Consider the following 26,502-nt stretch of genomic DNA (forward strand, 5'->3'; position numbering starts at 1 on the left):
GGCGCTTCCTAGGGTCGGTGAGGGGTACGGCACGGGGCCGATCGTTGGAGCACACAGGCGGGTGAGTCATGGAACGGATGACGGCCGGATCGGCGACGAGCGGCCGCGGGCCGGCCCGGAGGTGGTCCCGGAGGCTGGCCGCCGCGCTGGGACTGGTCCTGCTCTGCGCGCTGCCCGCCGGGGCGACGGAGACCGTCCGGGCCGGTGACGCCCGCACGCCCGTCGGCCCGGCCCCGTACGTGTCCGACTACGGCGGTAACCGGGTGCTGACCCTGTCCGCGTACAGCGGTGATCAGGTCACCGTCCCCCTCGACGGCCTGGTGCGTCCGACCGGCATGGCCTTCGACGCCGCCGGCCGGCTCTACGTCTCCGACACCGGCAACAACCGGGTCGTCGTCCTGCCTCCGGACGGCGGGGAGCAGTCGGTCGTACCGGCGGGCGATCTGTCGCGCCCGCTGGGGCTCGCACTCGACCCGGCCGGGAACCTGTACATCGCCGACAGCTTCAACGACCGGATCGTGAGGGTGGCCGCCGACGGCGGGGGCCGGTCGGTGCTGGCCACGCAGGGACTGCTGCACCCCTGGGGGCTGGCCTGGGCACCCGACGGGCATCTGTACGTCTCCGACTTCGTCAACGACCGGGTCGTCCAGGTCGCGGTGGATGGCGGCGGCCAGCAGACCGTGCCCACGACGGGCCTCTCCCAGCCGACCGGGCTGGCACTCGGCACCGGCGGCGACCTGTACGTCGCCGACAGTGGCAACAACCGCGTGGTGAAGGTCGCCACCACAAGCGGCCGGCAGAGCACCGTTGCCGTCACCGGTCTGAACTCCCCGCTCGGACTCGCCCTCGACGGCAACGGCCACCTGTACGTGGCCGACGGGTTCAACAACCGCGTGGTGCGCGTCCGCGAGACAGGAGGAGAACAGATGACACTGGGCTTCACGGGCCCCAGCACACCGACGGGTCTGGCTTTCCCCCCTGCCCCGGACAGCCCGGGGTACGGACAGGACTGACAGGGCTCGAGCCGCCGGTTCGCGCGCTTCGGTCCGTGGCAGACGATCTATGAACGGTTCGCCCGCTGGGAGGCGGACGGATCGGGGCCCGTCTACTCGGGGAGGTCCAGATCCACGACGAATCGATCGGAGCGGTGGAGTGGACCGGGTCGGTCGATTCCACGGTCACCGTGCTCACCAGCACGCTGCCGGCGCCCGCAGAAGTGGGGTACCGGCGGGGACGAACTGGGAGAGCCGACTGACCAGGTGCTGGGCCGGTGCCGCGGCGGGCTGACCACCACGGTTCACCTGGCCTGCGTGGACGCCAGCCGTCGAACCCGACGGCGACATTCGCGACGGCGCCTGGGTCGCCGAACTCGCCGGCGACTGCCTGACGGGCTGGCCGAAGGGGCAACGGCTGATCGTGCGAAGGGAACGACCGCACCCTGGCGCGCAGTTGCGCTTCACCGACGCCGACGGCATGCGGCTGACCTGCTTCGCCACCAACACAGCGGGCGAGGCGATCGCCGCCCTAGAACTGCGCCACCGGCAGCGGGCCCGGGCCGAGGACCGCATCCGTGCTGCCCGCGCCACCGGCTTGCGCAACCTCCCCCTCCACGACACTGCACAGAACCAGATCTGGCTGGAGATCATCCAGATGGCGCTCGACCTGCTTGCCTGGATGCCCCTGCTCGCGCTGACCGGCAAAGCCCGACTCTGGGAACCCCGCCGACTGCGGCTTCGGCTGTTCTCCACCGCCGCCCAGCTCATCACTACCGGCCGCCGCGGCTACCTCCGCCTCGCGGCGCACTGGCCCTGGACCGACGTGATCACCGATGCCCTGGACCGGCTCCACGCTCTCCCGAACCCCGGCGGACCAGCACCTTCCCGTCCCTACGAACAGCACCACCCCACCGGAGCCGTGGAACCCGGCGCCCACCCGGCACGACAGCCGGGCCATCAGCCTGCCCACAGGCAGAAATCTCCGCCCCGAACGAGCAGAAAGAGTCTGTCAGCAAGCTGACGGGCCCTCATGCAAGATCGAGGTTAGACCGGCCCACCCCGGCCCGCGGGTGAGAACAGGGCCATCGTGCCCAACGGACCCACCGGCTCCGTCTCGGGCTCTGAATCGCTACTGAACTTGATTGGGTGATGTCGGAGCCGTTCGCCTGACGGTTGTAGGACCGTTCCGGTAGTCCAGGTCTGTGAGTTACGCGCAGGGCGGCGGGCTGACCGACGCCGAGAGGGCCGCGCGCGAGCGGGTTCGGTTGCAGGCCGTGGAACGCTTCGAGGGCGGGCAGAAGAACCGGGAGATCGCTGCCACGCTGCGGGTTAGCGAGTGGTCGGTGGAGCGATGGCGTCGCCAGTGGCGCGAGCGTGGCCAGGCCGGCGTCCTGTCGAAGGGATCCCCGGGCCGACCGAGGCTCAGTGAGACACAGATCGCCAGACTGGAAAGGGAGTTAGAGCGAGGACCGCTCGTCCACGGCTGGGCGGACCAGCGTTGGACCCTGGCTCGGATCAAGACGCTGATTGGTCGCCTGTTCCACGTCTCGTACACGGTCGAGGGCACATGGCTGCTGCTCAAGCGGCATGGCTGGTCGTGGCAACAGCCTGCCCGGAGAGCCATCGAGCGTGACGACACCTCGGTCGAAGTCTGGAAGAAGGAGACCTGGCCGCGGGTAAAAGCATCGCGGCGGAGCGCGGGGCCTGGATCGTCTTTGAAGACGAGGCCGGGCAGTCGATGACTCCGCCGCGTGCCAGAACCTGGGGCCGCCGGGGCTGCGCGCCGGTCGTGCGGCTGCGTGGCCGCGGTTCCGGGCGAGTGTCGATGGCGGGCATGACCTGCTACAAGCCTGGTGAGCGGACCCGGCTGTTCTATGCGGTCCGGGAGTACACCGGGCGCAAGGACCAGCCGAAGGGCTTCGGCTGGCGCGACTTCCGTGACCTGATCGTCCGGGCCCGCATCCAGCTGGGCGGGCCGATCGTGCTGGTCTGGGACAACGTCCGACTACACCTGACGAAGCCGCTGCGCGAGTTCATCGACGCGAACGCCGAATGGCTCACGGTCGTTCAGCTACCCACCTACGCGCCCGACCTCAACCCAACCGAGGGCGTGTGGTCCCTGGTCAAGCGCGACATCGGCAACCTCGCCGCCGCCGCCAGCCTCAGCCAAGTAGCCCGCGCGGTCAAGCGTCGGCTCAAGCAGCTCCGGTACCGGCCGGACGTGATCGACGGCTGTCCTGCCGGCACCGGCTTGGCCCTGGGCACTTGACTCTCCAGGCCTGGGCCTGACTGTGTCGCTCGTCCGCCGGTAGGAGACGATGCAGCCCACACCAGCGCACGAAAGCGAGCAACTTCATGACGGAACCCGCTCCGATGGACCTGATCCACCTCGCCGATCCGGACGGGAATCGCTGCATCGTGCGCGTCACGGGACGGTCCCAGCCGGGCACGCTGGCCGGCTACGACATCCTGCACGCGGACGTACTCGCCTCCGCGAGCTTCGTGGACGCCCGGCTCGACCTTTACCTCTTCCAGCACGACCTGGACTCCTGGGAGCAGGAGCTGTCCAGCCTGGGACCAGGCCAAACAGCCAGCATCGGCGGAGGCCGCGGCCTGAGCCTTGACATTTACGTGCACGAAGACGGCTGGCTGTCGATCCAGGTCAGCGACCCGGACCGTCTTACGACGGTCCTGGGAACCCGACCCCAGGGAGACTGGATCGCGGAGCACCGCTGGCGCCTGGAACAGGTCCGGCAGACCTGGCCCCGCGAAGTCATCGAGACGGCACCAGGAACCTACGAGTGGAGCCCCAACCGCAAGCGGTGACCACCTGATCCCAGCAACGGACATGACGCATTCAAGTTCAGTAGCGCAGGCGGCGGATGGCTTGGGCCTCGGCCCGTTCCACAGCGAAGCGGCCATGTGTGTGCACCAGGGCCAGGTGGAAGAGTGCAGGGGTGACCGGGGCCCAGCGACGGATGCGGTCCGGGCGCAGGAGGTGGCGAACCACGTCCGCCGGGCGGAACGGCACGTACTCGATGCTCTGGTGCTCCCACCGGTCCGCGACGCCGCGTGCGATGCGCGACCGCAGGGCCTGGCCGGTCAGGCTAGTGAGGTGTGCGGTGAAGTGGGCGCTCCACTGCCGGCGTTCGACGTCCAGGACGAAGGCCAGCATCGTGAGCGTGTACTCGTGCGGCTCCAGGGAGAGTTCCTCGCGCATGCCGCGCCGCGCGACGTCGTGCAGGTCGGGCGCGTTGCGGCCGGCCGAGTCGATGTGCCGGGAGAGGCCTTCGTTCACCGAAGATCCCCATAGGCCGGGCCCGGAGCGGACGTGGTCGGCTCGTCGGCTGACGACGAGCAGGTGGTCGGCGGTGACCACGGCGATGTTGACGCCGAAGCTGCACTGCAGGAATGCGGGGGCGTCCAGGGGGCGGTCGGGGTCGAGGTAGCGCTCCCGGGGGGTGGCCCCGTCGGGCAGCCTGCGGTCGAGCTGCTGCGCAGCGAGGAAGGTGAAGTAGTCCGTGGGGCGCAGCCGGAGCCGGACGTCCGCGTGTTCTTCGAGTGTGGTGCGGGAGATCTCCAGGCCCTCGACGGCGTATCGGGGGCCGTTCCAGATGCGCACCCGGGTGCCGGATGTCTCGGCCTGCTGTTCTGCCGCCTCGATCTCTGCTCGCCACGGCACCATGTCGTCAGGCAGTGCCACCTCCCCCTCCAGCACCTGGACCCGGACCGACTCCGGCGCAATGGCCTGTTCGCCGTCCCCCTCGACGACGAGCGCCGACGTGTGCAGCGGCCCGATTGAGAAGGTCGTCCAGGTGGAGAGCGGGGAACTGCCCGGACGATACGTCAGGCTGCGCACTGTGGTGGCGGAGCGGCGCCGGATCCTGAACCAGGCATCCTGGAGCGGCTGTTGGAACAGTATGGCGAAGGTCATGCCGAAGACGGCCCCGACTATCCCGTTGACAAGATCGATTTCGCTCACAGGTCCGCAGCGTATAGGGTCACCGGCTGCCGTGGCGGTCTCGCCTGCCCTGCGGTGAATGACATCCCCGCGGTGCACCGGCAGGGACCTGGCGCCTTTGGACGGGCGGTTCGTGCGCGCTGGTGCTGCCCCGGCCGGGATCCGGCTCGTACGATTCGGCGTCATGGCTGATTAGGGGTGGGGTGCGGAGTCAGAACGGTGGGTTTTCGGAGTAGCCGCCTGTCCCTTCGGTCGCTCTCCAGGAATCACGTTCCGCTGTGAAACGGGCGTAGCGCTCGCGGGTTGCCAGGATGCTCTGCGAGGGGGAGCGCAGCTATCAGGGCCGCGTCGCGTACGCCCGCGTTGTCGTGGCTGAGAAGCGGATGAACGCCGGAGAAGATCGCCGGGCGCAGGTCCCGGAACTCGTGCATCTCCCCGTACTCGTCGAGGAACCCCTTGCCGAAGTAGCGCTCGCCGATGGCGGCGCACTTGTCGTCGGCATCATACGCGGTGTCGCTGAGCCACTTGAGCAGTCTCACAAGGGTGGGGCGGTGCGGTCGATTGTTGGCATCGTGGCCACAGTTGGCTGCCGCGATGACCGGGTGGCTGAGGATGGCGGCGACGTAGAGCGCCATGGGCACGGTGGCTTCGTAGATGGTGTTCTGGTGGGTCACCGCCCTGAGCGCACTATCGGTGGCGGCCGTCCTGACGGCCGGTCCTCACGGATGGTCTCCTGCCGACGTGCGTCGTTCGCGCACCGGCAGGACGGTGTTGAGGCCCAGCCCAGACGCCGGGGCGGTGCTCACTGCGGGCGCAGGGGGAGGGCTACCGCACTCGGCTCGCCGTGCGCGAGGACGGGCGGGTACTGCCGCGTTCTTGGCGAGGGAAGGTGACAGACAGCATCGGCGAGGTGGCCCGACGGCTTGGCCGGTCAGCGGGACAGGCGCTCGACCGACTCGTTCGACCATCGGGCATATCTCAACCTCCCGGCGTGCTGTCACCACACGTAGCGGGCAAGCTCCCATGGGTCGTGTGCGGAGAAGAGCTCGACTCGGTCACTGTGGTCGCGTACCAGTTCGCGCAACCGAGCTTGGGTCCCGAGCCGCAGATCACGGTGCACCTGCGAGCGCGTTTGGACGATGTCCAGTAGCGGGTGGGTCTCACTCGGGTTCTCGATCTCGCGATGGTAGTAGTAGGCGTCGCCGCAGTGGAGGAGCCATTGGTCACCGTTTTGTACGGCGACTCCGGTGTGGCCGGCGGTGTGACCGCCGAGGGGGATGAGCTGGATCTCTGGCGGCAGCCCCTTCGGCTGTACCGCGGTGAAACCGAACCACTGCTCGCCCGGTTCGACGCCGTAGGTGACCCATCGGGGCCCGTGTGCCCAATGAGCAGATCGGTAGCGGAAGTTGGGTGCTTCGGCGTGTGCCGCGTCCAGTTCGGCGGCGAGCACATGGACCTGGGCGCCGGGGAAGTCGGGAAGGCCGCCGCTGTGATCGACGTCCAGGTGGGTCACGATGATGTGGCGCACGTCGGATGGCGCGTGCCCCAGCCGGGCGACCTGCCGGACGGCTGTCTCCTCCTCGTCGAGCACGGGTTGTGTCAGCTCCACCCAGTCGGTGCCGAGGGTGCCGTGCGGGTCCTGGACGTTGCCGAGGCCCAGTCCGGTCTCGACCAGGACCAAACCGTCGTCGTCGGTTTCCACCAGCAGACAGTGGTTCACTGCGGGGGCGGGTGGCGGACCGTCGTAGGTGGCCTCGATCGTCCGCACCGTTCCGCAGTTCAAGTGATGGATCTTCATGACGACTAGGCTGCGACTTGAACCGCGGATCAAGTCAAGGAGACATCGATGGATGATGCGTTGCTGGACATCGCCGAAGTCGCACGGCATTGCGGTCTGGCGCCTTCGGCCCTGCGGTTCTACGAGAAGAAAGGCCTGATTGCCCCTGCGGGCCGCAACGGGCTGCGCCGCGCTTACAACCCGGACGTACTGGAACGCCTGGCGTTGATCACGTGCGCACGCAGTGCCGGATTCTCGATCGCCGAGATCAGCCGGTTCATCGTGGCGCAGCCGTCCGACGCGCACCTGCGCGTCCGCATGGCTGCCAAAGCCGGCGACCTCGACGAGCAGATCGGCCGACTCTCGCGGCTCCGTGACAGCCTCCAGCACGCGGCCGTCTGCGACTACGAGCCGATCGTCGACTGTCCCGACTTCAAGCGGGCCGTCGGCAATGTGTCGGAACCGGCGATCACCCCAAGCAAATGAGTGTGTTGACTACCGTCGAGCAGGCGGGCGCAGTGGATAGCCGGGAGACACAACGGAAATCCGATCCGGTAGTGGAAGACGATGCCGACGTCGCCCGCGACGTCGGCATCGTCTTCCACTACCGGATACGAACCCCGTTGGTGGTCATGAGGGGATTGTTCCAGCGTGACGACTACCTCCAGCGTGCCGCGTGACATGACGCTTTCTGTCCTGCGCGTCAGGCGTGCTCACCCCGGCCTGAACGGTCGGCACCAGCTCGCCTGCGGTCCGGGGCTCGAGGGCCGACGGCCAGTCGGGAGCGACCGATGCCCAGCCCTCAGCGCTGCGCGCCATGAGCTCCTCGGCGTAGGGAAACTGGTGCAGCACGCTCCCGTCCCCGCTCGCGAGCACCATGTTCAGGAACGCTGCCGGGTCAGGACGGGCAACTGGTAGGCGGTGGCGACATCGTGGGGTCTCCGAACGAGGGCGACGTCGTCTGCGCGGGCAGCCGTGGCGATGTTCGCGAGTTCCGCGGTTCCGGTGAACGCATCCTGGCCGACCGTGTGCGGGCGTATCCAGACCATCCCGACCGGCTCGCCTAGCCAACGGCGTGATGGCCGGGCGGGGCACGGTTCACTACCCCAAGCCTGCGGTGTACGCCTCCTTCACCATGCTGACCAGTGCGTCCTACGTCTGCGAGTCCACGGAGCCTCTCAACTCGACGGTTCGTGATCACAGCCGACCCTGCTACGTCGAGTGCGGTGTCAGGACGATGATCAGCCGGCCCCTTCGAGCGAGTGGGGGGAGCGGCACCTCAGCGAAAGGGCGCCACGCCAGACAGCGTGGTGTGACGCGAATCACAGGCGATGTCGGGAGAATGAGTGTCGGATCAACTCTCTCCCGTCGCAGGTAGGTGAACAGACTCACTCAAACAACAAAGGAGGCTCGAGATGCCTGCGGATTCAACGCTGGACTCGGCACCTGAGAACGCTTCTCAGCAGCCTGCCGCAGAACCGACCGAAGCACGACTCGCTCCCTCATCGAAAGAACACGGCCTGCCCGAAACCTGGGCTCTCGGCGAATCGGGCGACGGCGGACTCGCGGCGCCGATGGACACGCTCGACTTGGACCGCGGAGTCTTCCCGCTGCTTGACGACGGTGTCTTGGACTCCGGCAGCCGGGCGGCCGTCGTGGACACGGCTTGCTTCGTGTCCGGCATCAGCGACTGTCTCGACGAGCCGCTGGCCTACCTCGGCACGAGGCGGGCGAACTTCGGCCTGGCCCCGGTCATCGAGGGCATCGATCTGCTGGTGCCCTGGCTTCCCAATATTGGAGAGATGGTCGGCACGTCCGTACTGGACGAAGTGGGTGACCACAATGCCGTGCTGTCGGCGCTGGCCGTCGTGCAGCAGGACGCAGCGCAGGGGCAGCACATCCGACGCAAGCTGAGGAGCGTCGCCAAGGCGTGGAGCAGGCTTGAGAACAACCGCCGGGAGCTTCCGTGAGTACGCCGTCCGACCGGTCGCAGGAGCCACTGATGACCGTACGGGCCGCGGTCATCTTGATGCTGGCAATGCAGATTGCGGTTGCCGCTGGCGTGTTGACCATGCTGGCAGGGAACGCATGGGCTGTCGCGGTGCTGGCTGCTGGGGGCTCCTTCGCCGGCACCGTCGCCTTCGCCCGGTCCGTGATCGGCTGAACCGGTCCCAGGAGAATGGCGTCCGGGCAGACGCCGTGATCACACCGACGTACGCCGGTGAAGGCCCGTCGCGGCGGGTGGCGACCAGGCCCCGCTCGCCGCCCAGGGCTTCCGTTCGCCGTCGATACAGCGTGTCGATGAGGCTTCATCACGGGCCAGGGCAGCCATGAAGGCGACGATGACGCTGTAGTAGGCGTAGTCGCCGTTCCGGGTGCTCGCGCGCAGCCGAGGTATCGTCGCGGCCGCTTGGCCATCAACGTCAAGAGCACGGGCGAACCCGGGACCTGCACGGCGTAGAGGTCCTTCCCGACGGGGGAGTTGTCGCCGCGTTCGCCGGAGGCAATGGCTTCCCCGGCAAGATCGAGCTGTACACCAGGGCGCAGGGCACGCCGGGCAACTGTAGCGGTGCGCCGAAGCAGACGATCCCGCTGAACTCCGCACATGAGGTCGTGTACAGACCCGTACGGCGGGTATGTCTGGGCCCTCGGCGGCCTGGAACTGGTCAGGTTCACGTACGACACCGGCACCAAGCAACTCGCCGATCCCACACGTTTCGCACTGCCCAAGCAGCCGGGCGGGGCGGCGCTTGGGGCCATGACCTGACCCCGGTCTACGGGAACCCGGACCGTCTCCGGGTGGGCGCCAACGGAGGCGTCACTCAGCGGGGTGAACAAGCCCATCTGGCACTGGGGGTCCCGCACCAGCGCCCGCCCTGAGGACGCCGACCGATGCTGGCAGGCCTTCCTGCGAACGTTCGACGTGGAGCACACGTTCCGCATGCTCAAGCAGACGCTCGGCTGGACCCGACCCAAGCTCCGGGGCTCTGCCGCGGCCGACCGGTGGACCTGGCTCGTCTGGCCGCCCACGCCCAACTCCGGCTCGCCCGGCCACTCGCGCGCGACCTCCCTCGCCCGTGGGAACGGCCAGCGGAACCGAACAGACTCACCCCCGCCCGAGTCCGTCCGGGGTTCAGGAACCTCCGAGCGAAGACGGGCATTCCAGCCCATGCACCGAAACCCACCCGACCGGGCCCCGGCCGCCCACCCGGCTCGGAGAACCGGAGACCCGCCACCCGATACGACGTCGGACGCGTCCTCGCCACAGGCGAGTCATACACCCGATCGGCACATCACAAGGTCGGCAGCAAACCTCGACGAATCGGATAGCCGGCAGGCTCAGGCGTTCCACCACTCGTCAGTGCCACATCCGACCTCGTAGTGCCACCATCCCTCTGTCTGTCTGCCCTTGTGCCAGGAGAGACTTGATCCCGGCGAAGTCCGCGCTGCCGGTGCATCGTCGCCGAGCAGCCTGCGCAGTATCCGTATGCTCCCGGTCATGAGATTCTTACGACGGCGGGGCCGAAGCGACGCCCAACGAATGACGGGGACGCCTGTGGCGGAGGCCAAAGCCCTTTACGGAGCTGGGCGTTATGCCGACGCGGAGGCCGAAGCCCGCGCCGTGGCCGGATCGCGGCCGCGCGACGACGAGTACGCAGCTGTGGCGGTGAACATTGCCGCGCTCGCGACGGGCGCCCAAGGCCGCCACGCCGAGGCACTGGCCACCTACGACGAGGCGCTGCCTGCCTTCAGCAGGATATTCGGAGCCGATCACTGGCTGACCCTGAAGCTGCGCTCGGACCGCGCCCAGCAGTTGACCTCGCTCGGCCAGTACACCGAGTGCGAAACAGAATGTGCGGCCGTCGCCGAGGCCGCGGCCCGCGGCCTCGGCCCGGAGATGTCATTCCTTGCAGCGGCCGCCCGCAATGGGCTGGTCTTCGCCCTCAATGCGCAGGGGCGCCACCAGGAGGCCGAAGCAGTCGCCCGCGAGGCCCTGGCCGCCCATTGCGAACGTGACCGGGCGTCCGTCGTCCTGCGACTCGGCCTGGCTCGCAGCCTCAACGGCCAAGCCCGCCATGAAGAGGCCCTCACCGAGGCGCAGGGCGCTGACAAGCTGTATCGCGCTCTGCCCGGTGAGCAGCGCAATCCAGATGCGGGCGCCGTCGAACTGGTCTTTGCCAATGCCCTCTTGGGGCTGCGCCGCGCTTCCGATGCCCGTCGTAAGGCTGCGGCCGCTCATGATGCCTGCCTGGCCTCCTTCGGTCCGGATCACAGCCGCACCGTCGAAGCCCGAACGCTGCTCGAGCGCATCGACGGCGCTCGACCGTAAGCGCAGCGCACCCGCTCGGGGCGAGTCCCAGGCTCTCCCTGGCAGCTCATCCAGCTATCGCAACGCGCCGGACTATGAGGTCATCTCATTGGGTGACGTGGCCACGAGCACGATCGCGAGCCGGCTTGGGAGACCGAGACCATGCACGCCCACGGCTGGTCCCGCGCCGAACGACCCGCTACCCCCGCCTGCTCGCCGGCCCTGCCCGGCCTCGCACCTCTCTCTGCGGCTACGCGGCTGTCCGCTCCAGCCCGAGGGCGGCCAGCTGTTGTGTCCAGGTGCGGTTGCTGTGATCAGAAGTGGGTGGGCTGGCCTGGACTGATCAAGTTGGTGTGGGAAGCGCGGTGAAGGGGGGCGCGAGGACTGGGTGGTGGGCTCAAGTGCGAGGGCGGAGCTTGGCACGGGGTCTGATCTGGGCTCTTTCAGGTAGCAGGTAGCAGGTAGCAGGTAGTGGTGATCAGGTCTTGTCATCTTGGTTGGTGGGCCAAGGATCATGTTCAGTGATCGCTGGTATCGCTCAGAGGCGCGCCGCGCCACATTCCAGGCCTCCCGGTCCACCGAATCCGCCCGGTCTTGTCCGTTCACATTCCCTCCCTGCTTGACAAGGTCCCGGCCGTGGCCGGCGTCGTGGGCTGGCCCAGACGCCGGCCCGACATGCCGTTCGCCGACCGCGGCTACGACCACGACAAGTACCGGCGACTGCTCCGGCGGCGCGGCATTCGCCCCGTCATCGTCGAACGCGGCCGCCAACACGGCACTGGCCTGGGCACCTTCCGCTGGGTCGTGGAACCGACCATCTCCTGGCACATGAAAGAGACGGTGCCGCCCAGCAGGTGGCCCTCGGCGGTGCCGTCGCGGTTCACGGTGAGCAGGACGCGGGCGTATCCGTAGAGCCAGCCCGACAAGGCGAACAGGATCTTCCCGCGCGCCCGCCCGCGCGCCCGCCCGCCCGGGCGTGGGCGAGGAGGGCGGGCGGCACCGGAGACGAACCTCCGCGCCGCCGACGAGCTGGTGGCCGACAGCCTGGGCGAACGACGTCCCGTCCCCGAGCAGATCCCGGAGCCGGTCGTGTCCAGCCCGTGGCGGACCGGGGGACGGGCCCCGGCCACGGGTGACGACCTGGCCGTACAGGAAGGGGCCAGTCCTGGCCATGTGGTCACACCGGGCCACGAGGGTGGTAGGCCGTTCTCCTGCCCGATTCGCCTCGCTTCTGAAATCGCCGGCCGCAACGATGGCTTCGATCAATGTGGCCGTGCGGGCGGAACGTGGGGGCACAGCTGCGCGGCCCGGCCACGATTCTCGGAAACGACGTCGTCATGTCCGTGTTCCGCCCGGAGCGCAGACGGCCGCCCGGCGGATCCGTACGGGGCTCAGGACATGCTGCCCCGGCACACCGTCCCCGGGGCCGGTGTGCGGCCCGTGCGGAGGTATTGGTCGACCGCCCCCTTGACGCAGCGGTTCTGCGGGTATGTGCCGTGGCCCTCCTCCTCAGCCGTCAGGAGCACGCCGACACCGTCGCCCAGGGCGTGGGCCATGTGGCGGGCGCCGGGGTATGGGGTAGTCGGATCGCCGGTACCGCCGACCACAAGGATGGGGGCCGCGCCGTCGGCGTTCACCTGGAGTGTGGCGCGCTCGCCGTCGAACGGCCAGTCGTAACAGAGGTAGACGCCGGTGGACCAGGCCGCGCCGAAGACGGGTGAGGCGGCTTTGATGCGGGCCTCGTCCCTGTCGAGGCGTTCGAAGCCGGGGCGCAGGCTGGAGTCCGCGCAAGTGATCGCGGTCTGGGCGATACGGCTGTTGTCGCGCGGGGTCGCCGCGCGGTCGGCCGAGCCGATGCTGTCCGCGCCCTCGCTCAGCGGACGGCCGTCGTTGTAGTCGATCAGCGCGGTGAGGGCCTTGGCGAGCGGCGACCAGCCGTCTGTGCCGAGGACGAGGTGATCGCTGACCGTGAGCGCGAGGCCGTCGGCGTCGAGGTTCCTTCCGCGACCGGCTGGGGCGGGCTTCTTGTCCAAGCGGTCGGCCAGGCGCGCCATGCGTCGCGCGGCCTCCTCGGGGCCGTCGCCGGTCGGGCAGTGGCGGATACGGGCCGCGCAGTGCGCAGCGAACCGGTCGAACGCCGCTTGGACCGCCTTGACCTGCGACAGCTGCTCCTCGTTAAGGTCCTCGGTCGGATCGACAGGCGCTTCGAGGACTAGCCGTCCGACGTGCGTTGGGTACAGGTGGGCGTAGACCGCGCCGAGCGCCGTTCCGTACGAGACGCCGAAGTAGTGCAACCGCTCGTCGCCGAGGAGGTAGCGCATCAGGTCGAGATCGCGCGCCGTGTGCGAGGTGCCGATGTACGGCAGGAGCGCCCCGGAGTGCTTGGCGCAGGCGTCGGGCCCGGCGTAGCCGGTACCGGCCGCGGTTTTCCCGCAGCGCGCGGGGATGGTCGCGCCGACGCCGCGCGGGTCGAAGGAGACCAGAGTAGGTCGCCCGCCGTCGGGGCCTGGGCTCCCGGTCGGGGTCCTTGTGCCGTCCGCCGTGCTCGGCCCACTGTCGGCCTGGGTGGGGCTGGAGGTTGAGCGGTCCGAACTCGTCCAGGCATAAGACGACTTCGGGCTCGCCGTCCTCGGGTATGACGTCCCCGTCGGCGATCGCGTAGAGGTGCTCGACGCGGGCCTTCTTGGCGGCATAGTCAGGGTCGCGGGAGGTCTTCCAGGTCTTTATGCGTTGAAACGACACGCCCTCCTCGCGGAGCAGGACCCGAAGGCCCTCGTGGCTGATGTCGTCGACCACCCCCTCGGCGACCAGGAAGTCGGCCAGCTTGGCCAGGCTCCAGGCCGAGAACGGCAGACTGTGCTCGGCCGGCCTGGACTTGGCGATCTTCTTGATCTCGCGCCGCTCGGGCAGGGTGAACGTCCTGGGCCGACCGCCTTTGTACTTCGGGTAGAGGCAGTCGAAGCCGTCGGCGTTGAAGTTGTGGATCACATCCCGGACCCGGTCCGCGCTGGTGAACGTCACTTCGGCGATCTTCGCCACGGGCATGCCCTGCGCGGACAGCAGCACCATCTGCGCCCGCCGCCAGGTCACCACCGACCCGCTGCCCCGGCGGATGATCCGCAGCAGGCGCTGCCCCTCGTCGTCATCGATCTCGCGGCCACGTACTCGCTCAGCCACCAGCACAGCTTCCCTGCTGCACGCGGCCAGCGATGGTCATTCCGGCGGCGTGCCGATCCGCAGCCGGTTGCCGTCAGGGTCACGCAGCTCAATCTCACGCGCCCACGGAGCATCCTTCGCCTGCACACCGAACTCGGAGGCGATGGCCTCGACATCACGAACGCGGAGGTAGACCAACGTGTCGGGACGGGCATCGCCCTTGTGCTCCGACAAGAACAACCGCACCCCGCCCCGAGCGACCTCGACGAAGGCGGGAAGTCCCGGTTCGAAGCGGTGTTCCCACTGCTTGGCGAAGCCCAGCCGCTCGTACCAAGCGACCGCCGCCGCAGCGTCCTCGACGCGAAGAATGGGGATGACTTCTTCGTCCATGGAGTCATCGTCGCAGACCGCCCAGGGCGAACGTTGCCTGATGCGGCACTAGACCAGAGGCGGCAGGCCCAGCAGCGTCGCTCCGCTCGCGGCAAGCGCTGCCATGATGGTGGCGGGCCAGTTGTGGGTCTGAGCGAACGTCAGCAGCCCCGCGATGAGCCCTGCCACGATCGCGGCCAAAAAGATGAGCGCCCAGCGCAGCGACAATCGCTCCGGCGAGGCCGGGCCCGGTGGGGGTGCAGGCTCGGGCAAGGGTGGAGGCGAAGCCGGTTCGGGCATGGAGCCCTCCTGTGGTGGTGTGAAGAGACGGAGAGGGGGGCGGCAGCCCTTGACCGGCCGCCGCGCGCTGCTTCCGGTGCGGTGACGCAATGCCTTTTCACCCGGGTCGGTGACTTGGCGAATCTCCGGAGGCACCTCGGAATGTGTGAACACGATAGGCCTCAGAGTCATATCAGAGAAGCATCTTGATATGCCGTGAGAGGGGGGAGGGGAGGTGTGAAAGGGCGGAGAGTGCGCCTCGCGCGCCCCTCGGCGCGCCTGTGCGGCGCGCTGCGCTTCCTCTTGCCGTGCTCGTACAGCTGACCAGACCTAGCGCTGTGATTTAGCGTTGCTCGCATGACTGGTCCCACAGAAGACCTGCCCGAAGGTTCCGAGGACGCGTCGCGGGGGTCCACCGCCAAGGTGGTGAAACTTTTGGGCTGCCAGATCGTCGAAGGCGGCAAGCCCCGCGATCAGCACCTGACGGTCGACACGGTCGTCCAGGAGTTCGGCACCACTCGGCCCATGGCCCGTGAGGCCCTGCAAGCGCTGCATCACAAGGGCCTGGTCAATCTGCAGCCGCGGATCGGCGCCACCGTGGAGCCGCTGGAGAACTGGGACCTGCTCGACCGTGACGTGATCGCGTGGCGCCTGGAGGTGGCGCCCGACAGCCAGATGCGGTCGCTCACCGAGTTGCGGGAAGTGATCGAACCCCGGGCGGCTCGGCTGGCCGCGCTGAGCCGGTCCGCCGGCACCTGCCACGACCTCACCAACCGCGCCCGTACACTCCTCGCTCTCAGTGAGCACCCCGACTTCGGGCGGACGGTGGAGGGGGTACCGGTCCGGCGGCGTTTCCGGGACGCGGACGCTGCGTTCCACCGGACCCTGCTGGCCGGCTCGCGCAACGAACTGTTCGTACGTCTCTCCGATCCGGTCGTCATGGCGATGAACCACAGGCTCGACAGGGACTGGGCGGGAGCGCACGAGGAAACCGTCGTCACGCCCCGGCCGGCCGTCGTCGGCACCGGTACCGTCCAGAAGTACCCCACCCGGCCCGAGCCCATCGCCATGTGGCTGCACATGGCCCTGGCCTACGCCGTCGACCAGGGCCTGCCGACGGCCGCGGAGACCTTCGCGGAAGCCCTCCTCGCCGAGATCCGCAGCGGACGGCTGCTCGATCCCGGCATCCGCGAACGGCTGCGGGCGGCTCTGGAGGAGTTCAACACGAACGGCCTGCCCAGCGCTTACCGAGCCGGGTTCCGGGACGCCATGGCCACGTTCTTCCACGCTCGGCGCGCTCCCGTCGTCGTCATGGGGGTCTGCGGAAGCGGCAAGTCCACCGTCGGCCGGTACCTGGCGGAATCGCTACGGGCGCCTTTCGAGGAGGGGGACGACTTCCACCCCGTGCGCAACGTGGAGTCCCTCAGACGCGGCGAACGGCTAGACGACCGCAGCCGCAGCTCGTGGCTGGCCGCCATCGGGGTCCGCCTGCGGCAGGCGGACCCGGAGGAGGGGCTGGTGGTCGCTTGCTCCTCGCTGAAACGCATCTACCGCGAACTGCTGCGCATGGCACGGCCCGACACGTTCTTCGTGCATCTGGTGCTCGACGAGGACACGGCGAAGGCGCGCGTGGCCACCAGGAAGGAGCACTACATGCCCGCCTCCCTGGTGGCATCGCAGTTCGAGGACCTCGAACCGCTGGAGAAGGACGAGGAGGGTATGCCGGTCGACGCGACCCTGGAGGTCGAACGCATCGTCGCCGAGATCCAGACCAAGCTGGCCGGCCAGGCCCGCACACGCTGACCCGGGCCGCAGCCCGGCCCGCCGGCCCCGGCGGCTCCATCGGCAGGCCACGTCGGCCACGAGCGCGACGGGCGCCCGACCACCATCGCCAGCCCATTCAGCGCCGCATCGCACCACACAACGCATCAGCACCGCTGTGCCGCCCCGCCGGAAATTGAAGCAACGCACCGGGCAGAACCGCAGAGAGCCACACAGATGGGGGGACCCTCATGCGTATCAAGTCCGCCGAAGTCAACGTGACCAGTCCCGGACGCAACTTCGTCACCCTGCGCATCACCACTGAGGACGGTGTCACCGGTCTCGGTGACGCCACGCTCAACGGCCGCGAACTGGCCGTACGGGCCTACCTCGACGATCACGTCGTACCCCTCCTGCTGGGGGAAGACGCCGCCCGCATCGAGGACACCTGGCAGTACCTCTACCGCGGCGCGTACTGGCGGCGCGGCCCCGTGACCATGGCGGCGATCGCGGCCGTCGACACCGCACTGTGGGACATCAAGGCCCAGTACGCCGGAATGCCCCTGTACCAGCTCCTCGGGGGCGCGTGCCGCACCGGCGCCCTGGCCTACGGACACGCCTCCGGCCGCGACGTACCGGAACTGCTTGACTCGGTACGCGCCCACTTGGCCCTGGGCTACCGCGCGATCCGTATCCAGACGGGGATCCCGGGCCTGGACTCGGTGTACGGAGTCGCCGCGTCGAGCCCGGGCGGCGGGGAGCGCTACGACTACGAGCCGGCGCGCCGTGTCACGGGCGGCGGTAGGCTACGGCCCACCGTGGAGATCTGGGACACCCGCGCTTACATGCGGCACGTACCCGCCGTCTTCGAGGCTGTACGGTCGGAATTCGGCCCCGAACTGCCGCTCCTGCACGACGCCCACCACCGGATGACACCCATTCAGGCCGCCCGGCTTGGCCGGGACCTGGAGCCGTACGACCTGTTCTGGCTGGAGGACGCCACTCCAGCGGAGGACCAGGAGGCCCTGCGCCTGATTCGGCACCACACGACGACCCCCCTGGCCATCGGCGAGGTCTTCAACTCCGTGCACGACTACACCACGCTGCTCAGCGGGCGGCTCATCGACTATGTGCGCTCCGCCGTCACCCACACCGGCGGGGTGACCGCGATGAAGAAGCTGCTCGACCTCGCCGCCGTCTACGGCATCCGCTCCGGCATGCACGGCCCCACCGACATTTCCCCGGTCGGCATGGCCGCCGCGCTCCACCTCGACCTTGCCGTGCACAACTTCGGCATCCAGGAGTACATGCGGCACTCCCCGCAGACCCTGGACGTCTTCCGCACCTCCTACCGGTTCGAGGACGGACTGCTGCACCCGTCCGACACCCCAGGCCTCGGCGTCGACCTTGACACCGAGGCGGCCGCCCACTTCCCGTACCAGCAGGCGTACCTCCCGGTGAACAGGCTGTCGGACGGTACCGTCCACGACTGGTGACCCGCCGCGCCAGGCCGCGCGGCCAGCCGCGCGGGCCCGTCGCGGCGGGCCCGCTGTGAACACTGCCCCTCGACCCAGCGAGTACTTCCCGGCGCGCTGCGACGGTGTGAACCCGCCGCGGCGCGCCAAAGGGTCCGGCACAGGCCGAGCACAGGGCATGTCCCTTGTGTTGTTGAGGTGTTGAAGAACGAGCGCGTGTGGGTTGAAGCATTTGCCGGGCTGCGCCTTCAGCGGTGCGGGACGCCGACCGCCCCCGCCGACATGGCCTGAGCAGCTGCGACAGGCTTGTCGAACGCGCGAAGCACGCCGGGAGTCGAAGACCTGCTGGCCCATTGACAGCTGTCCCAGCGGCTGCGGTAGGGAACACCCGTTACGGTCGCCACCGCTGCACCTCCCTTGCCGACTGGCCACCCGGTGTACGTCTGCTCTGCTCGCTGTCGCCCGGCCGTCGTGCGCCATTCGGCAATGGCTTCGCCCTGGAGCAGGCGCTGTACCGCCTCGAAACCCTTTTCCAGATCACTCTGGAAGCACGAGAAGATCAGCCCCTGGTCGTCCGCGGCCCGGTTGTAGTTGTAACTGCGCCGGACCATCGGGGGAGGGGTGCGGGGGTTTGGTGCTGCTCTGCGGACGTGTGCATCGAGTGGGGTGGTCCTGCCGTGGGGGTCGGTGGCGAAGACGGTCCGTTCGGTGCTGGGTGTGCCGTCCAGCCACCGGCCGTTCCGGCGGCGGCCGATGATGCGTTCCTGCTCAGGGATGGTGTCCCGGTCCCAGAAGCCGGTGGCAAGCCTGATGATCCGTATCACCCGATAGCTGCCGCCTACAGTCCAAGAAGGCTCACCTGACCGGCCTTGACGATCGCACGTCCGGTGATCTCGGGCGCAGTGGCGGGGTTTCCATGCCCCTCGGTGAAGTGGAACGGGTTACGCGATAAGCCGCGGCCATCCTCGATGCGGTTCTCGGGACGGGTCCCGTCCGCGCGCCAGTGCAACTGCTGACGCGGCAGCGCGCGTAGCGCTTGCTCGGTGGCCTGCCCTACCGCGCGGGCTGAGGCGCCGGTGATGTGGAGCAAGAGGTCGCCATGCGACGTGGCGGGGTCCAGCACGTCACCTGCAAACGAGGGCATCTTCTTCAGCTGCCGCGGCCGGTCGATGCGCGAGGGCAAAGCACCCTCGCCGAGCGCCAGCCAGGCGGCGATTTCGCCGCCTTCCATGTCAGCGATGGCATGGTATGCGGCACGTAGCACGTTGGCACGTCCCGAGCCGTTTGGGGTGAGATCGAAGGAAATGATCTGTGTGAACGGCAGGGGCGCTACGCCGCGTAGGTGCGCTGGTGTTTCGGCGCTTCCTGAGGCGTTGCTCCGCAGAGCAACGGCGCTCACCGCTGCCAGACCGACAGCCCCGGCACCGGTGGCAATGGAAGTGCGCAGCACCTCCCGCCTTGTTATGGCCATTGGATGGCCTCGCCCTTCAGACAAGAATCAGCGCCGCCTCGGTGTCGACAGGCTTGGTCGAGCGGCTGCCTGGCAGACGCCTCGGCTCGTCGGGTTCGACTAGGCAACACTTGGATCCTCCGCATCAAGGGCGTCGAGCAGCCTGCTGGCAGCCTCAGCGACGTCAGGGTCCACCGAAGTTGCCAGGCTCTCGAAGACGTGCCGCCCTGCTAGGACGGACTCCTCAGTTGACTTTTCCCACGCGACCTGCTGGGCCAAGTGGGTGTCGTGCCGGGAGGAAAAGGCCTGTGATGCAGCGCTCCACTGCCGTCCGGTGAAAATCTTCCGAAGGAGTTCGAGTACCTCTGTCCTGCAGCTGACGTGGGGCGCACCGGCCAGTTCAATGAGGAAGGGCACGGTGGGGGCCGTCGCCTCCTGCACGACAAAGCCCAGTTCGCAGACGAGGTCACCCAGTTCATCCACGGCCTGCCGTGCCGTGTCCCGGTCGGACCATGCTGCTTTGGACAGGAGGGCCGGCACCGCACGTGCTGTCGACTCTCCGGCTGCCTGGAGGTGTGTCCACTGCACGCGCTGCAGATTCCTGAGGATGGTACCCACGTTGTTTGTCCCGTTTCAGAAGGTGTCGGTGATGCCCAGCCGCGCCATGAGACGCTGACAGGCGGGGCACCCCGGTTGCAGTCGCCTGTTGCCAGGGTTGTCGAACGGCTTGTGAACCATAGCCAGGCTCTTGCTCCCCATGATCCTTTCGCCTGCATTGAAGGCGTCGGTGATGCAACCCTCGAGGCCTACGTCGCGGCCCACCATCCCGAGCACGCCCCGGTCTCCCTGGTCCACAGCCACAGCTACGACAACACCGCCTACACCGACCACCGCCTGGCCGCCCACGAACCCTCCACCAGCGACGCCTACTGGCCCGACAGCGACGACGGCGACGATGACGAGGGCAGGCCGGCTGCGGGGGAGCGGCCCGAAGAACGCGTCACGGTGCCCGACGGCTGGCTGCGCGGCTGGGACAGGGCCCTGCTGGCCCAGTTCACCGTCGCCACCCACGACCAGGCCCTCATGGCCGCCCTGCCGGTCCGCTTCAGCGCCCTGCGCATGCTGGCCCTGTGCGGGCGGACCGTCATCGTCGACGAAGTCCACGCCCTGCCCCCGTTCATGCGGCAGACACTGTCCCGGCTGCTGCACTGGCTCGGCGCCCTGGGCTGCCCCGTGGTGCTGCTCTCCGCGACCCTGCCCGTCCACATCAGCGAACAACTCGTCCGCAGCTATCTCGACGGCGCCGGCCACCCGCACCCCGCAACAGCCCACCTGGACTGCCGGCCCTCCTACCCGGGCTGGCTCTACGCCGCCGCCTCGGACGCTTCCCTCACCCGCATCGACCCGGCCGCGGCCGAAGCCCACGCCGACCGCCACCGCGCCGACCTCCGTCTCCACCCGGTGCGCCACCCCTCCTACACCGACCCCGAAGACACACCCGCCCGGGAGAGCCGCCTGGAGCGGATCACTCAGGAGATCGCCCCCGTCGCCCGCTCCGGCGGCTGCGCCGCGGTGTACTGCGCCACCATGGCCGACGCCCAGACCACCTACACGCATCTGCGTACCGCCCTCGACTGGCCGGATGGCGGCCCTGACGGCCAGCTACTCCTGCTGCACGCCCGCCTGCCCGGCCACCAACGCGAGGCCCTCACCCGCCGTATCCGCACCGCCCTGGCCTCATCCGGCGAGCGCCCCGGGCGGCTGGTGGTCGTCACCACCAGCCTGCTGGATATGAGCCTCGACATCGACGTCGACGTCATGGTCAGCGACCTGGCGCCCCTGCACACCCTCCTGCAACGCCTGGGCCGCCTGTGGCGCTTCGACCACATCAAGCGGCCCGACTGGCTGTGCGGCGCACGTCCCCGCCTGATCGTCCTGGAGCCCACCGACCATCGCGGCCGCACCCTCCTGCCGCCCGCCTGGCGCCCGTTGGACTCCCCGTTCCTGCCGCTCGCCACCGCCGCCTATCTCGCCCGACGGCCCGAGCAGCCGCTCACCCTGCCCGACGACGTGCAGCAGCTCGTGGAAGCCGTACACGGAGACGCCGACGCCCTGGCCCGCACCGATGCCGCCCTGCGCCGCGGCCACGCCCTGCACCAGGCCCGCACCCGCACCGAGGAACACCACAGCCTGCTGCACCTGGTCCCGGCCTGGCACGACACCCTCTCGCTGTCCGATCTGCACCGCCAGAACCTGCACCCCCGCGAGGCCGCCACCCGCCTGGGCGCCATGCCCCGCCGCCTCCTGCCCGTCTACCGCATGTCCGGCGGCCGCCTCACTCTGGACGCGGCCGGCACCCGGCCGCTGCCCGAGCACCGCAAACCGACCACCGCCCAGATCCGCACGATCCTCCAGCACACCCTGCCCGTCCCCGCCGCCTGGGCCGCACAAGAGACCACCACATCCCCGCCTCCTGGCGCAGCCACGCCCTCCTCGCCGACCTCGTCCTGCTCTCGCAGGACGCCGGCGATCCCTCCCGGCCGGTGCGCTTTGGCCGGCACCGTCTGCACCTCGACGGCGCCCTGGGACTGGCACACCGAAGACTGAGCCTTTTCCAATCTCACGCTGATACGTGGTGAAGGACGAGGACGGCCTTCACCACGTCGGTGATTCGGTTGGTGCTGCAGCGGAGCTTCTGCAGGAGGCGCCAGCCCTTGATGATGGCCATGGCCCGCTCGCAGAGGCAGCGGATCTTGGCGTGGGTGGTGTTGTGGTGACGCTTCCATCGCTTGAGGCGGCGGCCCCGAAACGGAACCCGGACGGATCCGCCGGCGCCTTGATACGCCTTGTCCGCCCAGCATGTAAGCCCCGCATCGGCGAGGGCTTCGATGATCCCTTGCTGCGGCGCGGCGGTCAGGTCGTGAGTCGAGCCGGGCAGAGCTGGCGAGGCCCAGAGCAGTCGTCCGAAGGGTTCGGTGATGACCTGGACGTTCATGACGTGGCGTTTATGTTTCCCGGAGTAGTACGGGGTGTCGGCGGCGGTGCGGTCGATCGGCAGCAAGGGGCCGACGAGGATGACGAAGGCCTTCGCCCGGAGCATCGTCATCGCCTCTTCCAGGGAGGCGCGAGGGCGGCCAGGGCCTCCACGGCTTCACGTATGTAGCGGTACACGGTCGCGATCCCGATGCCGAACCCGGAGGCGAGCTGGGCGTAAGAGTCACCGCACCGCAGGTGGGCCAGGGCGAGCAGGGCCCGACGTCTTGCAGGAAGGCGCGCCACCGCGTTCCGATCTCCTGCCGCCGGGCTGTCAGTTGCCCGGTCAGGAACCCGAGGTGCGGCTGGACAGACCAATCAAGGACGGGTAGACAAGCACGCAAAGCTCCTGGCGGACACGGGTGATCTTGGCCGAGAACCCGTCTACCAGGAGCTTCGTCGTTGTGCAGGACAGCCCGACTCGCGGTCAGCACAGCCAGCTTGAAAAGGGCTCAATGGATCTACTCATCTCTCCAAGCCTTGTCGGCTTATGCCTGCCCGGTGTCCCCGCTCAGGAATTCGCTGACCAACATTGCCGCTGCGATCGCGTAGGCGCGCAGGCGGTCACCAGGGATCTCGCGGGCGATGAAAGCGGTCTGCAGCTTCATAAGCAGGGCGTAGAAGGTCAGCGGCTGCTGCGGATCGCACAGCGCGCCGATGTTCTTCTTCGGTACGCCCCATATTCGCAGCGCAGCTGCCGAATCGCCCTCGGCGGCGAGCTGAGCGCCGTCCGTGAGCCAGGGCTCGCCCAGCTCGCGGCCCGCCTGATCGAGGAGGTTCAGGTACCACTCCGGTGAGCGACACTGGAGCTCGTCGAAGACCTCGATGGTCCTCAGGTACGAGGGGGCGAGCGGAGTGTGAATGGGGGCCGACCCGATCATCCCGGCACTGAAGGAGACGGCTGACGCCCCGGTGCTGCAGGCGGCTTCGGTCGCGGCCAGCGCCAAGCCGAAAGACTCCTCGGCGAACCTGCGCTCTTCGGAGTTCATCTCCCGCAGCAGCGCGGCTGCCCGCTGCCGGGCGGGCGGATGGCTGGTGCCTCGGCGGACGAAGAGTGCCTGTTCGGTGACGTGCACCGCCAGCATCCCGATGGCGGCTCCGACGGCCCCAAGAGCAGCCTCCTCGCCTCCAGGTGGCAGATCGTCGGAGAGATGCTCGCACGCACGCCGGACGACCCGCAGCGCGTGCAGGTCGGCCTCCGCCTCCAACTGGTGGTTTTCGGCGCACACGGGCAGGTATTCGTCGGGCGCGAAGGCGCTCACCGAAGACGCGTGCCCCAGGACGTAGTGCGCGAGTTCGTGGGCCACAACGAACTGTGCGGCCAGGTAATGGAAAAGGCCGGCGGCTTGCGTGGCCGTCGGCTCCAGTCGGATCTCCAGCTTCCCCGCGATCCCGAAAACCCGCTGCTGAGTGTTGTAGTAGCGCAACAGCCCAGCCAGCACCTGCGGTTCGGAGCCGAGCTGCCCGGCCAGGCCCATGGCCTGGGCGTACAGCTGGCATAGGCTGAAAGTGGCGTCCGAGACAGCGACGAGTCCCGAGCCGTCGGTGAAGCGGGTCATCCGGGCGGAGAACGCATCGCGCTTGAGGGCCACGGCCCACACACCGGCCAGGGCTGCGCGGCTCGACCCAAGGTCGGCTAGGGCGTCCTTCGTCTGCTGGACCAGCTCCGTGAGGAACGCACCTATGGGGTCGTCGGGAGATGTGGGTCCGGTCGCGCCGAAGTCGGCCATCATCGTGTCAAGCTGCTGGAGTCCGTAGTCGTCCCCCAACTCCGTGAGCCGCCCGCGCATCTGCTCCAACTGCCGGGCCCGGTTGACCTGGAGCTTCTGGTATTGCTGGAAGGCAAGGCTCCCGCCGCTCACGGGGAGAGCTCCGGAGCCGGGCTGTTGCGGCAGAACACGCCAAGCCCGACCCGGCCCACGAGTACCGCGATCAGGACGGTCGTCTTGGCGTCGCCCGCGAAGTCAGCGATCAGTTCCTGCACGGTGAAGGCGTCGATGAGCCGGTCCGTGGATGTCGTGCCGAGGAACGCCTGCGCCTTCTCGTGATGGCAGATCCGGCGCTGGAGCTCGACGTACTTGTCCGCGAACCACTCCTTGCCGAACTCCCGATGGCTCTCTTCATCTTCCGGAGACAGTCCAAGGCCCTCGCCCAGGAGTTCCGCCCCCAGTAGGGCATACAGTTCATCATCGGTCTTGTCCCAGTAACTCTCGACCGTGGCCATGCGGCCCCGCCCCCCCACGCTCGTACGACTACCGACCGGCGGCATGCTAGCTATCCCGGCCACCATCCGGGGCCGGATCAGCCCAAAACCCAATCCATTTGGTCAACTGGGCATCACCGGCGACCCGGACACTCCAGGAACTTGATCAAGCCCTGGCGCCAGGAGACCTGCACTGGACCCTCGCGTACGGAAGGGGAATCCACGACACCAGCCGCCAGTGGCGACTCGGGTACTCCAGGCAACGCGGATGAGCGAGGAGCACGATCTTGAGTGTGTGACAGCCGCTCGGCCGAAAGGCGACCGGCAGGCTTGATCTTGAACAGGACGTCGTCTGCCTGGTGGACGGCCGGCCTGGACCGGATCCCGCACCGCCCCGTTCCAGCCGCATCCTTGATCTCTTCCTGGAGCCGAGAGACGGCGCTGCGGTGTCTACGGTCTCCACCGGGTGCGAGACGACGCCGAAGCGGACGGACGACCCCAGGACGACACGGTCACCGGTACGACCAGCTGCACCTACGACCCCGCAGGCAACACCGACCCCCGCACGATCGACGGTAGGACGCAGGACCTCGACTGGAACTCCGAGGGCAGCCTCCACAAGGTCACCGAAGCCGACGGGGCAACTACGGAGTTCCTCGACGATGCCGATGGCAATAGGCTCATTCGCCGGGACAAGGCGGGAACAAACCTGTACCTAACTTGATCTTTAACCTCGGGCCTCGAACGGCTCGTCGTACTCCGTCTACACGCAGCTGCGGCTGGCCCGGCCGCTGGCGGCCGACCTGCGCCGGCCGTGGGAGAAGCCGAGCCCGCCGAACAGGCTCACCCCGGCCCGCGTCCGCCGCGACTTTCGGCACCTGCGCCCGCAAGCAGCATGCCCCGCCAGAGCACCGAAATCCTCCCGCCCCGGCCCAGGACGACCACCCGGCCGCAAGAACACACGGCCCACCCCGCGCTACGACGTGCACACCGTCCGCAAACCAGGCACTACGAATCAGCGAACGAAGAAGTCAACAACCCCACGACCCCGCCGCACAGGTTAAAGATCAAGTTAGGCGAGACCGAGCTGCGACTCGACAAGGCAAGCGGCAAGGTCGAGGCCACCCGGTACTACATGCACGGCGGCCAAACCATCGCACTCCGCACGACGGCCGGACTGATGTGGATCGCGAGCGACCACAACGGCACGGCGAGCGTACAGATCGACGCGGCCACGCAGGCGGTCACCCGGCGGCACATGACACCGTTCGGCGAGAACCGAGGGGAAGCGGCCAGAAGTTGGGTTGGCGAGAAGAACTTCGTCGGCGGTACCAAGGACCCCACCGGCCTCGTCCACCTGGGAGCACGCGAGTACGACCCGAGTACGGGACGCTTCATCAGCGTTGACCCGGTCGCCGACTTCACCGACCCACAGCAGATCAAGGGCTACGCCTACAGCAACAACAACCCGATCACCTTCGCCGATCCAGACGGAAAGTTCTTCGGCTCCCTCATCGGTCTCATCCTGGCTGTTGTCACGCTGGTCGTCGCGGTGATCAGTTACGTCACCACGCGGTCCCACCGGTTCGTCCAGCTCCGGCGGCATGTCCACCATGGGCAGGGCCAACTACGCCTCGGCCGGGGCGGGAGGATTTCGGTGCTCTGGCGGGGCATGCTGCTTGCGGGCGCAGGTGCCGAAAGTCGCGGCGGACGCGGGCCGGGGTGAGCCTGTTC

25 protein-coding genes and 9 pseudogenes are annotated in these 26,502 nt (G+C 68.5%); 20 read left to right on the plus strand and 14 right to left on the minus strand.

The window, feature by feature from the left end; genetic code table 11:
• The first annotated feature begins 68 nt into the window (after window positions 1–68).
• The 6 genes and pseudogenes from K4G64_RS08640 (at window position 69) to K4G64_RS08665 (ending at window position 3,821) form a co-directional block, all read left to right on the plus strand.
• A complete protein-coding gene (locus tag K4G64_RS08640) occupies window positions 69–1,013 on the plus strand; it encodes a hypothetical protein (RefSeq protein ID WP_221755437.1) in 945 nt (314 codons plus the stop codon).
• Window positions 1,014–1,037: 24 nt separating this feature from the next.
• Window positions 1,038–1,310: pseudogene (locus K4G64_RS08645) on the plus strand (IS5/IS1182 family transposase); the annotation flags it as partial.
• Window positions 1,309–1,866: pseudogene (locus K4G64_RS08650) on the plus strand (transposase); the annotation flags it as partial. The pseudogenes K4G64_RS08645 and K4G64_RS08650, both read left to right, overlap by 2 nt.
• A 331-nt stretch (window positions 1,867–2,197) precedes the next feature.
• Window positions 2,198–2,737, plus strand: coding sequence for a winged helix-turn-helix domain-containing protein (locus K4G64_RS08655; protein WP_221755438.1), 540 nt, complete (start codon window positions 2,198–2,200; stop codon window positions 2,735–2,737).
• A complete protein-coding gene (locus K4G64_RS08660) occupies window positions 2,734–3,264 on the plus strand; it encodes a transposase (protein ID WP_260460192.1) in 531 nt (176 codons plus the stop codon). Before K4G64_RS08655 ends, K4G64_RS08660 begins: the two co-directional genes overlap by 4 nt.
• 86 nt (window positions 3,265–3,350) lie before the next feature.
• Window positions 3,351–3,821, plus strand: a complete 471-nt coding sequence (locus tag K4G64_RS08665; protein ID WP_221755439.1) for a DUF5959 family protein — start codon at window positions 3,351–3,353, stop codon at window positions 3,819–3,821.
• Between the two features lie 37 nt (window positions 3,822–3,858).
• Here the strand turns inward: K4G64_RS08665 and K4G64_RS08670 are convergent, their stop codons facing one another.
• The 3 genes from K4G64_RS08670 to K4G64_RS08680 all read right to left on the minus strand — a co-directional run bounded on the left by K4G64_RS08670 (window position 3,859) and on the right by K4G64_RS08680 (window position 6,754).
• Entirely contained in the window at window positions 3,859–4,929 is a 1,071-nt protein-coding gene (locus tag K4G64_RS08670; protein WP_260460193.1) for a hypothetical protein, read from the minus strand.
• Window positions 4,930–5,222: 293 nt separating this feature from the next.
• A complete protein-coding gene (locus K4G64_RS08675; RefSeq protein WP_221755441.1) occupies window positions 5,223–5,630 on the minus strand; it encodes a hypothetical protein in 408 nt (135 codons plus the stop codon).
• A gap of 323 nt (window positions 5,631–5,953) precedes the next feature.
• Window positions 5,954–6,754 (minus strand): MBL fold metallo-hydrolase, encoded by an 801-nt coding sequence (locus K4G64_RS08680; RefSeq protein ID WP_221755442.1) that lies wholly within the window; start codon window positions 6,752–6,754, stop codon window positions 5,954–5,956.
• 48 nt (window positions 6,755–6,802) lie between these two features.
• On the opposite strand from K4G64_RS08680, the gene K4G64_RS08685 reads away from it, so the two are divergent.
• The 8 genes and pseudogenes from K4G64_RS08685 to K4G64_RS39985 form a co-directional block, all read left to right on the plus strand.
• On the plus strand, window positions 6,803–7,219 hold the full coding sequence (locus tag K4G64_RS08685; RefSeq protein WP_221755443.1) for a MerR family transcriptional regulator: 417 nt from the start codon (window positions 6,803–6,805) through the stop codon (window positions 7,217–7,219).
• Window positions 7,216–7,413, plus strand: a complete 198-nt coding sequence (locus K4G64_RS08690; RefSeq protein WP_221755444.1) for a hypothetical protein — start codon at window positions 7,216–7,218, stop codon at window positions 7,411–7,413. Before K4G64_RS08685 ends, K4G64_RS08690 begins: the two co-directional genes overlap by 4 nt.
• Before the next feature lie 735 nt (window positions 7,414–8,148).
• Window positions 8,149–8,703 (plus strand): hypothetical protein, encoded by a 555-nt coding sequence (locus tag K4G64_RS08695; protein WP_221755445.1) that lies wholly within the window; start codon window positions 8,149–8,151, stop codon window positions 8,701–8,703.
• Window positions 8,704–8,735: 32 nt separating this feature from the next.
• Window positions 8,736–8,897 (plus strand): hypothetical protein, encoded by a 162-nt coding sequence (locus K4G64_RS08700; RefSeq protein ID WP_260460194.1) that lies wholly within the window; start codon window positions 8,736–8,738, stop codon window positions 8,895–8,897.
• Window positions 8,898–9,338: 441 nt separating this feature from the next.
• Complete coding sequence (locus K4G64_RS08705) at window positions 9,339–9,500, plus strand: hypothetical protein (RefSeq protein WP_221755447.1); 162 nt, start codon at window positions 9,339–9,341, stop codon at window positions 9,498–9,500.
• Window positions 9,501–9,569: 69 nt separating this feature from the next.
• A pseudogene (locus K4G64_RS39980) lies at window positions 9,570–10,063 on the plus strand (transposase); the annotation flags it as partial.
• Between the two features lie 211 nt (window positions 10,064–10,274).
• On the plus strand, window positions 10,275–11,063 hold the full coding sequence (locus K4G64_RS08710) for a tetratricopeptide repeat protein (protein WP_221755448.1): 789 nt from the start codon (window positions 10,275–10,277) through the stop codon (window positions 11,061–11,063).
• Between the two features lie 594 nt (window positions 11,064–11,657).
• A pseudogene (locus K4G64_RS39985) lies at window positions 11,658–11,867 on the plus strand (IS5/IS1182 family transposase); the annotation flags it as partial.
• A 2-nt stretch (window positions 11,868–11,869) separates the two neighbouring features.
• Here K4G64_RS39985 and K4G64_RS41340 read toward each other — a convergent pair.
• The 5 genes and pseudogenes from K4G64_RS41340 to K4G64_RS08735 all read right to left on the minus strand — a co-directional run.
• Window positions 11,870–12,004, minus strand: a pseudogene (locus tag K4G64_RS41340) (SAM-dependent methyltransferase); the annotation flags it as partial.
• Between the two features lie 429 nt (window positions 12,005–12,433).
• Complete coding sequence (locus tag K4G64_RS08720) at window positions 12,434–13,525, minus strand: alpha/beta hydrolase (RefSeq protein WP_308122289.1); 1,092 nt, start codon at window positions 13,523–13,525, stop codon at window positions 12,434–12,436.
• A pseudogene (locus K4G64_RS40995) lies at window positions 13,524–14,219 on the minus strand (helix-turn-helix domain-containing protein); the annotation flags it as partial. The gene K4G64_RS08720 and the pseudogene K4G64_RS40995, both read right to left, overlap by 2 nt.
• A gap of 36 nt (window positions 14,220–14,255) precedes the next feature.
• Window positions 14,256–14,588, minus strand: coding sequence for a glyoxalase superfamily protein (locus K4G64_RS08730; protein ID WP_221755450.1), 333 nt, complete (start codon window positions 14,586–14,588; stop codon window positions 14,256–14,258).
• A 48-nt stretch (window positions 14,589–14,636) separates the two neighbouring features.
• Window positions 14,637–14,867 (minus strand): hypothetical protein, encoded by a 231-nt coding sequence (locus K4G64_RS08735; RefSeq protein ID WP_221755451.1) that lies wholly within the window; start codon window positions 14,865–14,867, stop codon window positions 14,637–14,639.
• A gap of 336 nt (window positions 14,868–15,203) precedes the next feature.
• On the opposite strand from K4G64_RS08735, the gene K4G64_RS08740 reads away from it, so the two are divergent.
• Entirely contained in the window at window positions 15,204–16,649 is a 1,446-nt protein-coding gene (locus K4G64_RS08740; protein ID WP_221755452.1) for a gluconokinase, GntK/IdnK-type, read from the plus strand.
• A 209-nt stretch (window positions 16,650–16,858) separates the two neighbouring features.
• Entirely contained in the window at window positions 16,859–18,103 is a 1,245-nt protein-coding gene (manD, locus tag K4G64_RS08745; RefSeq protein ID WP_221755453.1) for a D-mannonate dehydratase ManD, read from the plus strand.
• 227 nt (window positions 18,104–18,330) lie between these two features.
• Here the strand turns inward: manD and K4G64_RS08750 are convergent, their stop codons facing one another.
• From K4G64_RS08750 to K4G64_RS08760, 3 genes are all read right to left on the minus strand, one after another.
• The gene (locus K4G64_RS08750; RefSeq protein ID WP_221755454.1) at window positions 18,331–18,906 is read right to left on the minus strand and encodes a Dyp-type peroxidase domain-containing protein; all 576 of its coding nucleotides are present in this window, start codon (window positions 18,904–18,906) and stop codon (window positions 18,331–18,333) included.
• Between the two features lie 14 nt (window positions 18,907–18,920).
• On the minus strand, window positions 18,921–19,532 hold the full coding sequence (locus K4G64_RS08755; RefSeq protein WP_221755455.1) for a Dyp-type peroxidase domain-containing protein: 612 nt from the start codon (window positions 19,530–19,532) through the stop codon (window positions 18,921–18,923).
• A 120-nt stretch (window positions 19,533–19,652) separates the two neighbouring features.
• On the minus strand, window positions 19,653–20,150 hold the full coding sequence (locus tag K4G64_RS08760) for a hypothetical protein (RefSeq protein WP_260460196.1): 498 nt from the start codon (window positions 20,148–20,150) through the stop codon (window positions 19,653–19,655).
• A gap of 111 nt (window positions 20,151–20,261) precedes the next feature.
• On the opposite strand from K4G64_RS08760, the gene cas3 reads away from it, so the two are divergent.
• Window positions 20,262–22,139: a CRISPR-associated helicase Cas3' gene (gene cas3 / locus K4G64_RS08765; protein WP_308122288.1), complete on the plus strand. Its 1,878-nt coding sequence runs from the start codon at window positions 20,262–20,264 to the stop codon at window positions 22,137–22,139.
• 13 nt (window positions 22,140–22,152) lie between these two features.
• Here the strand turns inward: cas3 and K4G64_RS08770 are convergent.
• The 3 genes and pseudogenes from K4G64_RS08770 to K4G64_RS08780 all read right to left on the minus strand — a co-directional run bounded on the left by K4G64_RS08770 (window position 22,153) and on the right by K4G64_RS08780 (window position 24,789).
• Window positions 22,153–22,905 (minus strand): annotated as a pseudogene (locus K4G64_RS08770) (transposase family protein).
• 148 nt (window positions 22,906–23,053) lie between these two features.
• Entirely contained in the window at window positions 23,054–24,427 is a 1,374-nt protein-coding gene (locus K4G64_RS08775; protein ID WP_221755456.1) for a hypothetical protein, read from the minus strand.
• Complete coding sequence (locus tag K4G64_RS08780) at window positions 24,424–24,789, minus strand: hypothetical protein (RefSeq protein ID WP_221755457.1); 366 nt, start codon at window positions 24,787–24,789, stop codon at window positions 24,424–24,426. Before K4G64_RS08780 ends, K4G64_RS08775 begins: the two co-directional genes overlap by 4 nt.
• Before the next feature lie 445 nt (window positions 24,790–25,234).
• On the opposite strand from K4G64_RS08780, the gene K4G64_RS08785 reads away from it, so the two are divergent.
• The 3 genes and pseudogenes from K4G64_RS08785 to K4G64_RS40000 all read left to right on the plus strand — a co-directional run.
• A complete protein-coding gene (locus K4G64_RS08785) occupies window positions 25,235–25,492 on the plus strand; it encodes a hypothetical protein (protein ID WP_221755458.1) in 258 nt (85 codons plus the stop codon).
• 34 nt (window positions 25,493–25,526) lie between these two features.
• A pseudogene (locus K4G64_RS39995) lies at window positions 25,527–25,832 on the plus strand (transposase); the annotation flags it as partial.
• A 194-nt stretch (window positions 25,833–26,026) separates the two neighbouring features.
• Window positions 26,027–26,203: pseudogene (locus K4G64_RS40000) on the plus strand (RHS repeat-associated core domain-containing protein); the annotation flags it as partial.
• Window positions 26,204–26,502: the final 299 nt, after the last annotated feature.

This window comes from Streptomyces sp. WAC04114, from assembly GCF_019733245.1.
Classification (GTDB): domain Bacteria; phylum Actinomycetota; class Actinomycetes; order Streptomycetales; family Streptomycetaceae; genus Streptomyces; species Streptomyces massasporeus_A.

What these genes read in the sequence shown, in the direction of transcription:
- K4G64_RS08690 (WP_221755444.1), top strand. Translation starts at nt 7,216, where the DNA reads ATGAGTGTGTTGACTACCGTCGAGCAGGCGGGCGCAGTGGATAGCCGG.
- K4G64_RS08735 (WP_221755451.1), bottom strand. Translation starts at nt 14,867, where the DNA reads ATGCCCGAACCGGCTTCGCCTCCACCCTTGCCCGAGCCTGCACCCCCA.
- K4G64_RS08695 (WP_221755445.1), top strand. Translation starts at nt 8,149, where the DNA reads ATGCCTGCGGATTCAACGCTGGACTCGGCACCTGAGAACGCTTCTCAG.
- K4G64_RS08705 (WP_221755447.1), top strand. Translation starts at nt 9,339, where the DNA reads ATGAGGTCGTGTACAGACCCGTACGGCGGGTATGTCTGGGCCCTCGGC.
- K4G64_RS08660 (WP_260460192.1), top strand. Translation starts at nt 2,734, where the DNA reads ATGACTCCGCCGCGTGCCAGAACCTGGGGCCGCCGGGGCTGCGCGCCG.
- manD (WP_221755453.1), top strand. Translation starts at nt 16,859, where the DNA reads ATGCGTATCAAGTCCGCCGAAGTCAACGTGACCAGTCCCGGACGCAAC.
- K4G64_RS08640 (WP_221755437.1), top strand. Translation starts at nt 69, where the DNA reads ATGGAACGGATGACGGCCGGATCGGCGACGAGCGGCCGCGGGCCGGCC.
- K4G64_RS08710 (WP_221755448.1), top strand. Translation starts at nt 10,275, where the DNA reads ATGACGGGGACGCCTGTGGCGGAGGCCAAAGCCCTTTACGGAGCTGGG.
- K4G64_RS08780 (WP_221755457.1), bottom strand. Translation starts at nt 24,789, where the DNA reads ATGGCCACGGTCGAGAGTTACTGGGACAAGACCGATGATGAACTGTAT.
- K4G64_RS08700 (WP_260460194.1), top strand. Translation starts at nt 8,736, where the DNA reads ATGACCGTACGGGCCGCGGTCATCTTGATGCTGGCAATGCAGATTGCG.
- K4G64_RS08730 (WP_221755450.1), bottom strand. Translation starts at nt 14,588, where the DNA reads ATGGACGAAGAAGTCATCCCCATTCTTCGCGTCGAGGACGCTGCGGCG.
- K4G64_RS08670 (WP_260460193.1), bottom strand. Translation starts at nt 4,929, where the DNA reads ATGACCTTCGCCATACTGTTCCAACAGCCGCTCCAGGATGCCTGGTTC.
- K4G64_RS08665 (WP_221755439.1), top strand. Translation starts at nt 3,351, where the DNA reads ATGACGGAACCCGCTCCGATGGACCTGATCCACCTCGCCGATCCGGAC.
- K4G64_RS08740 (WP_221755452.1), top strand. Translation starts at nt 15,204, where the DNA reads ATGACTGGTCCCACAGAAGACCTGCCCGAAGGTTCCGAGGACGCGTCG.
- K4G64_RS08680 (WP_221755442.1), bottom strand. Translation starts at nt 6,754, where the DNA reads ATGAAGATCCATCACTTGAACTGCGGAACGGTGCGGACGATCGAGGCC.
- K4G64_RS08685 (WP_221755443.1), top strand. Translation starts at nt 6,803, where the DNA reads ATGGATGATGCGTTGCTGGACATCGCCGAAGTCGCACGGCATTGCGGT.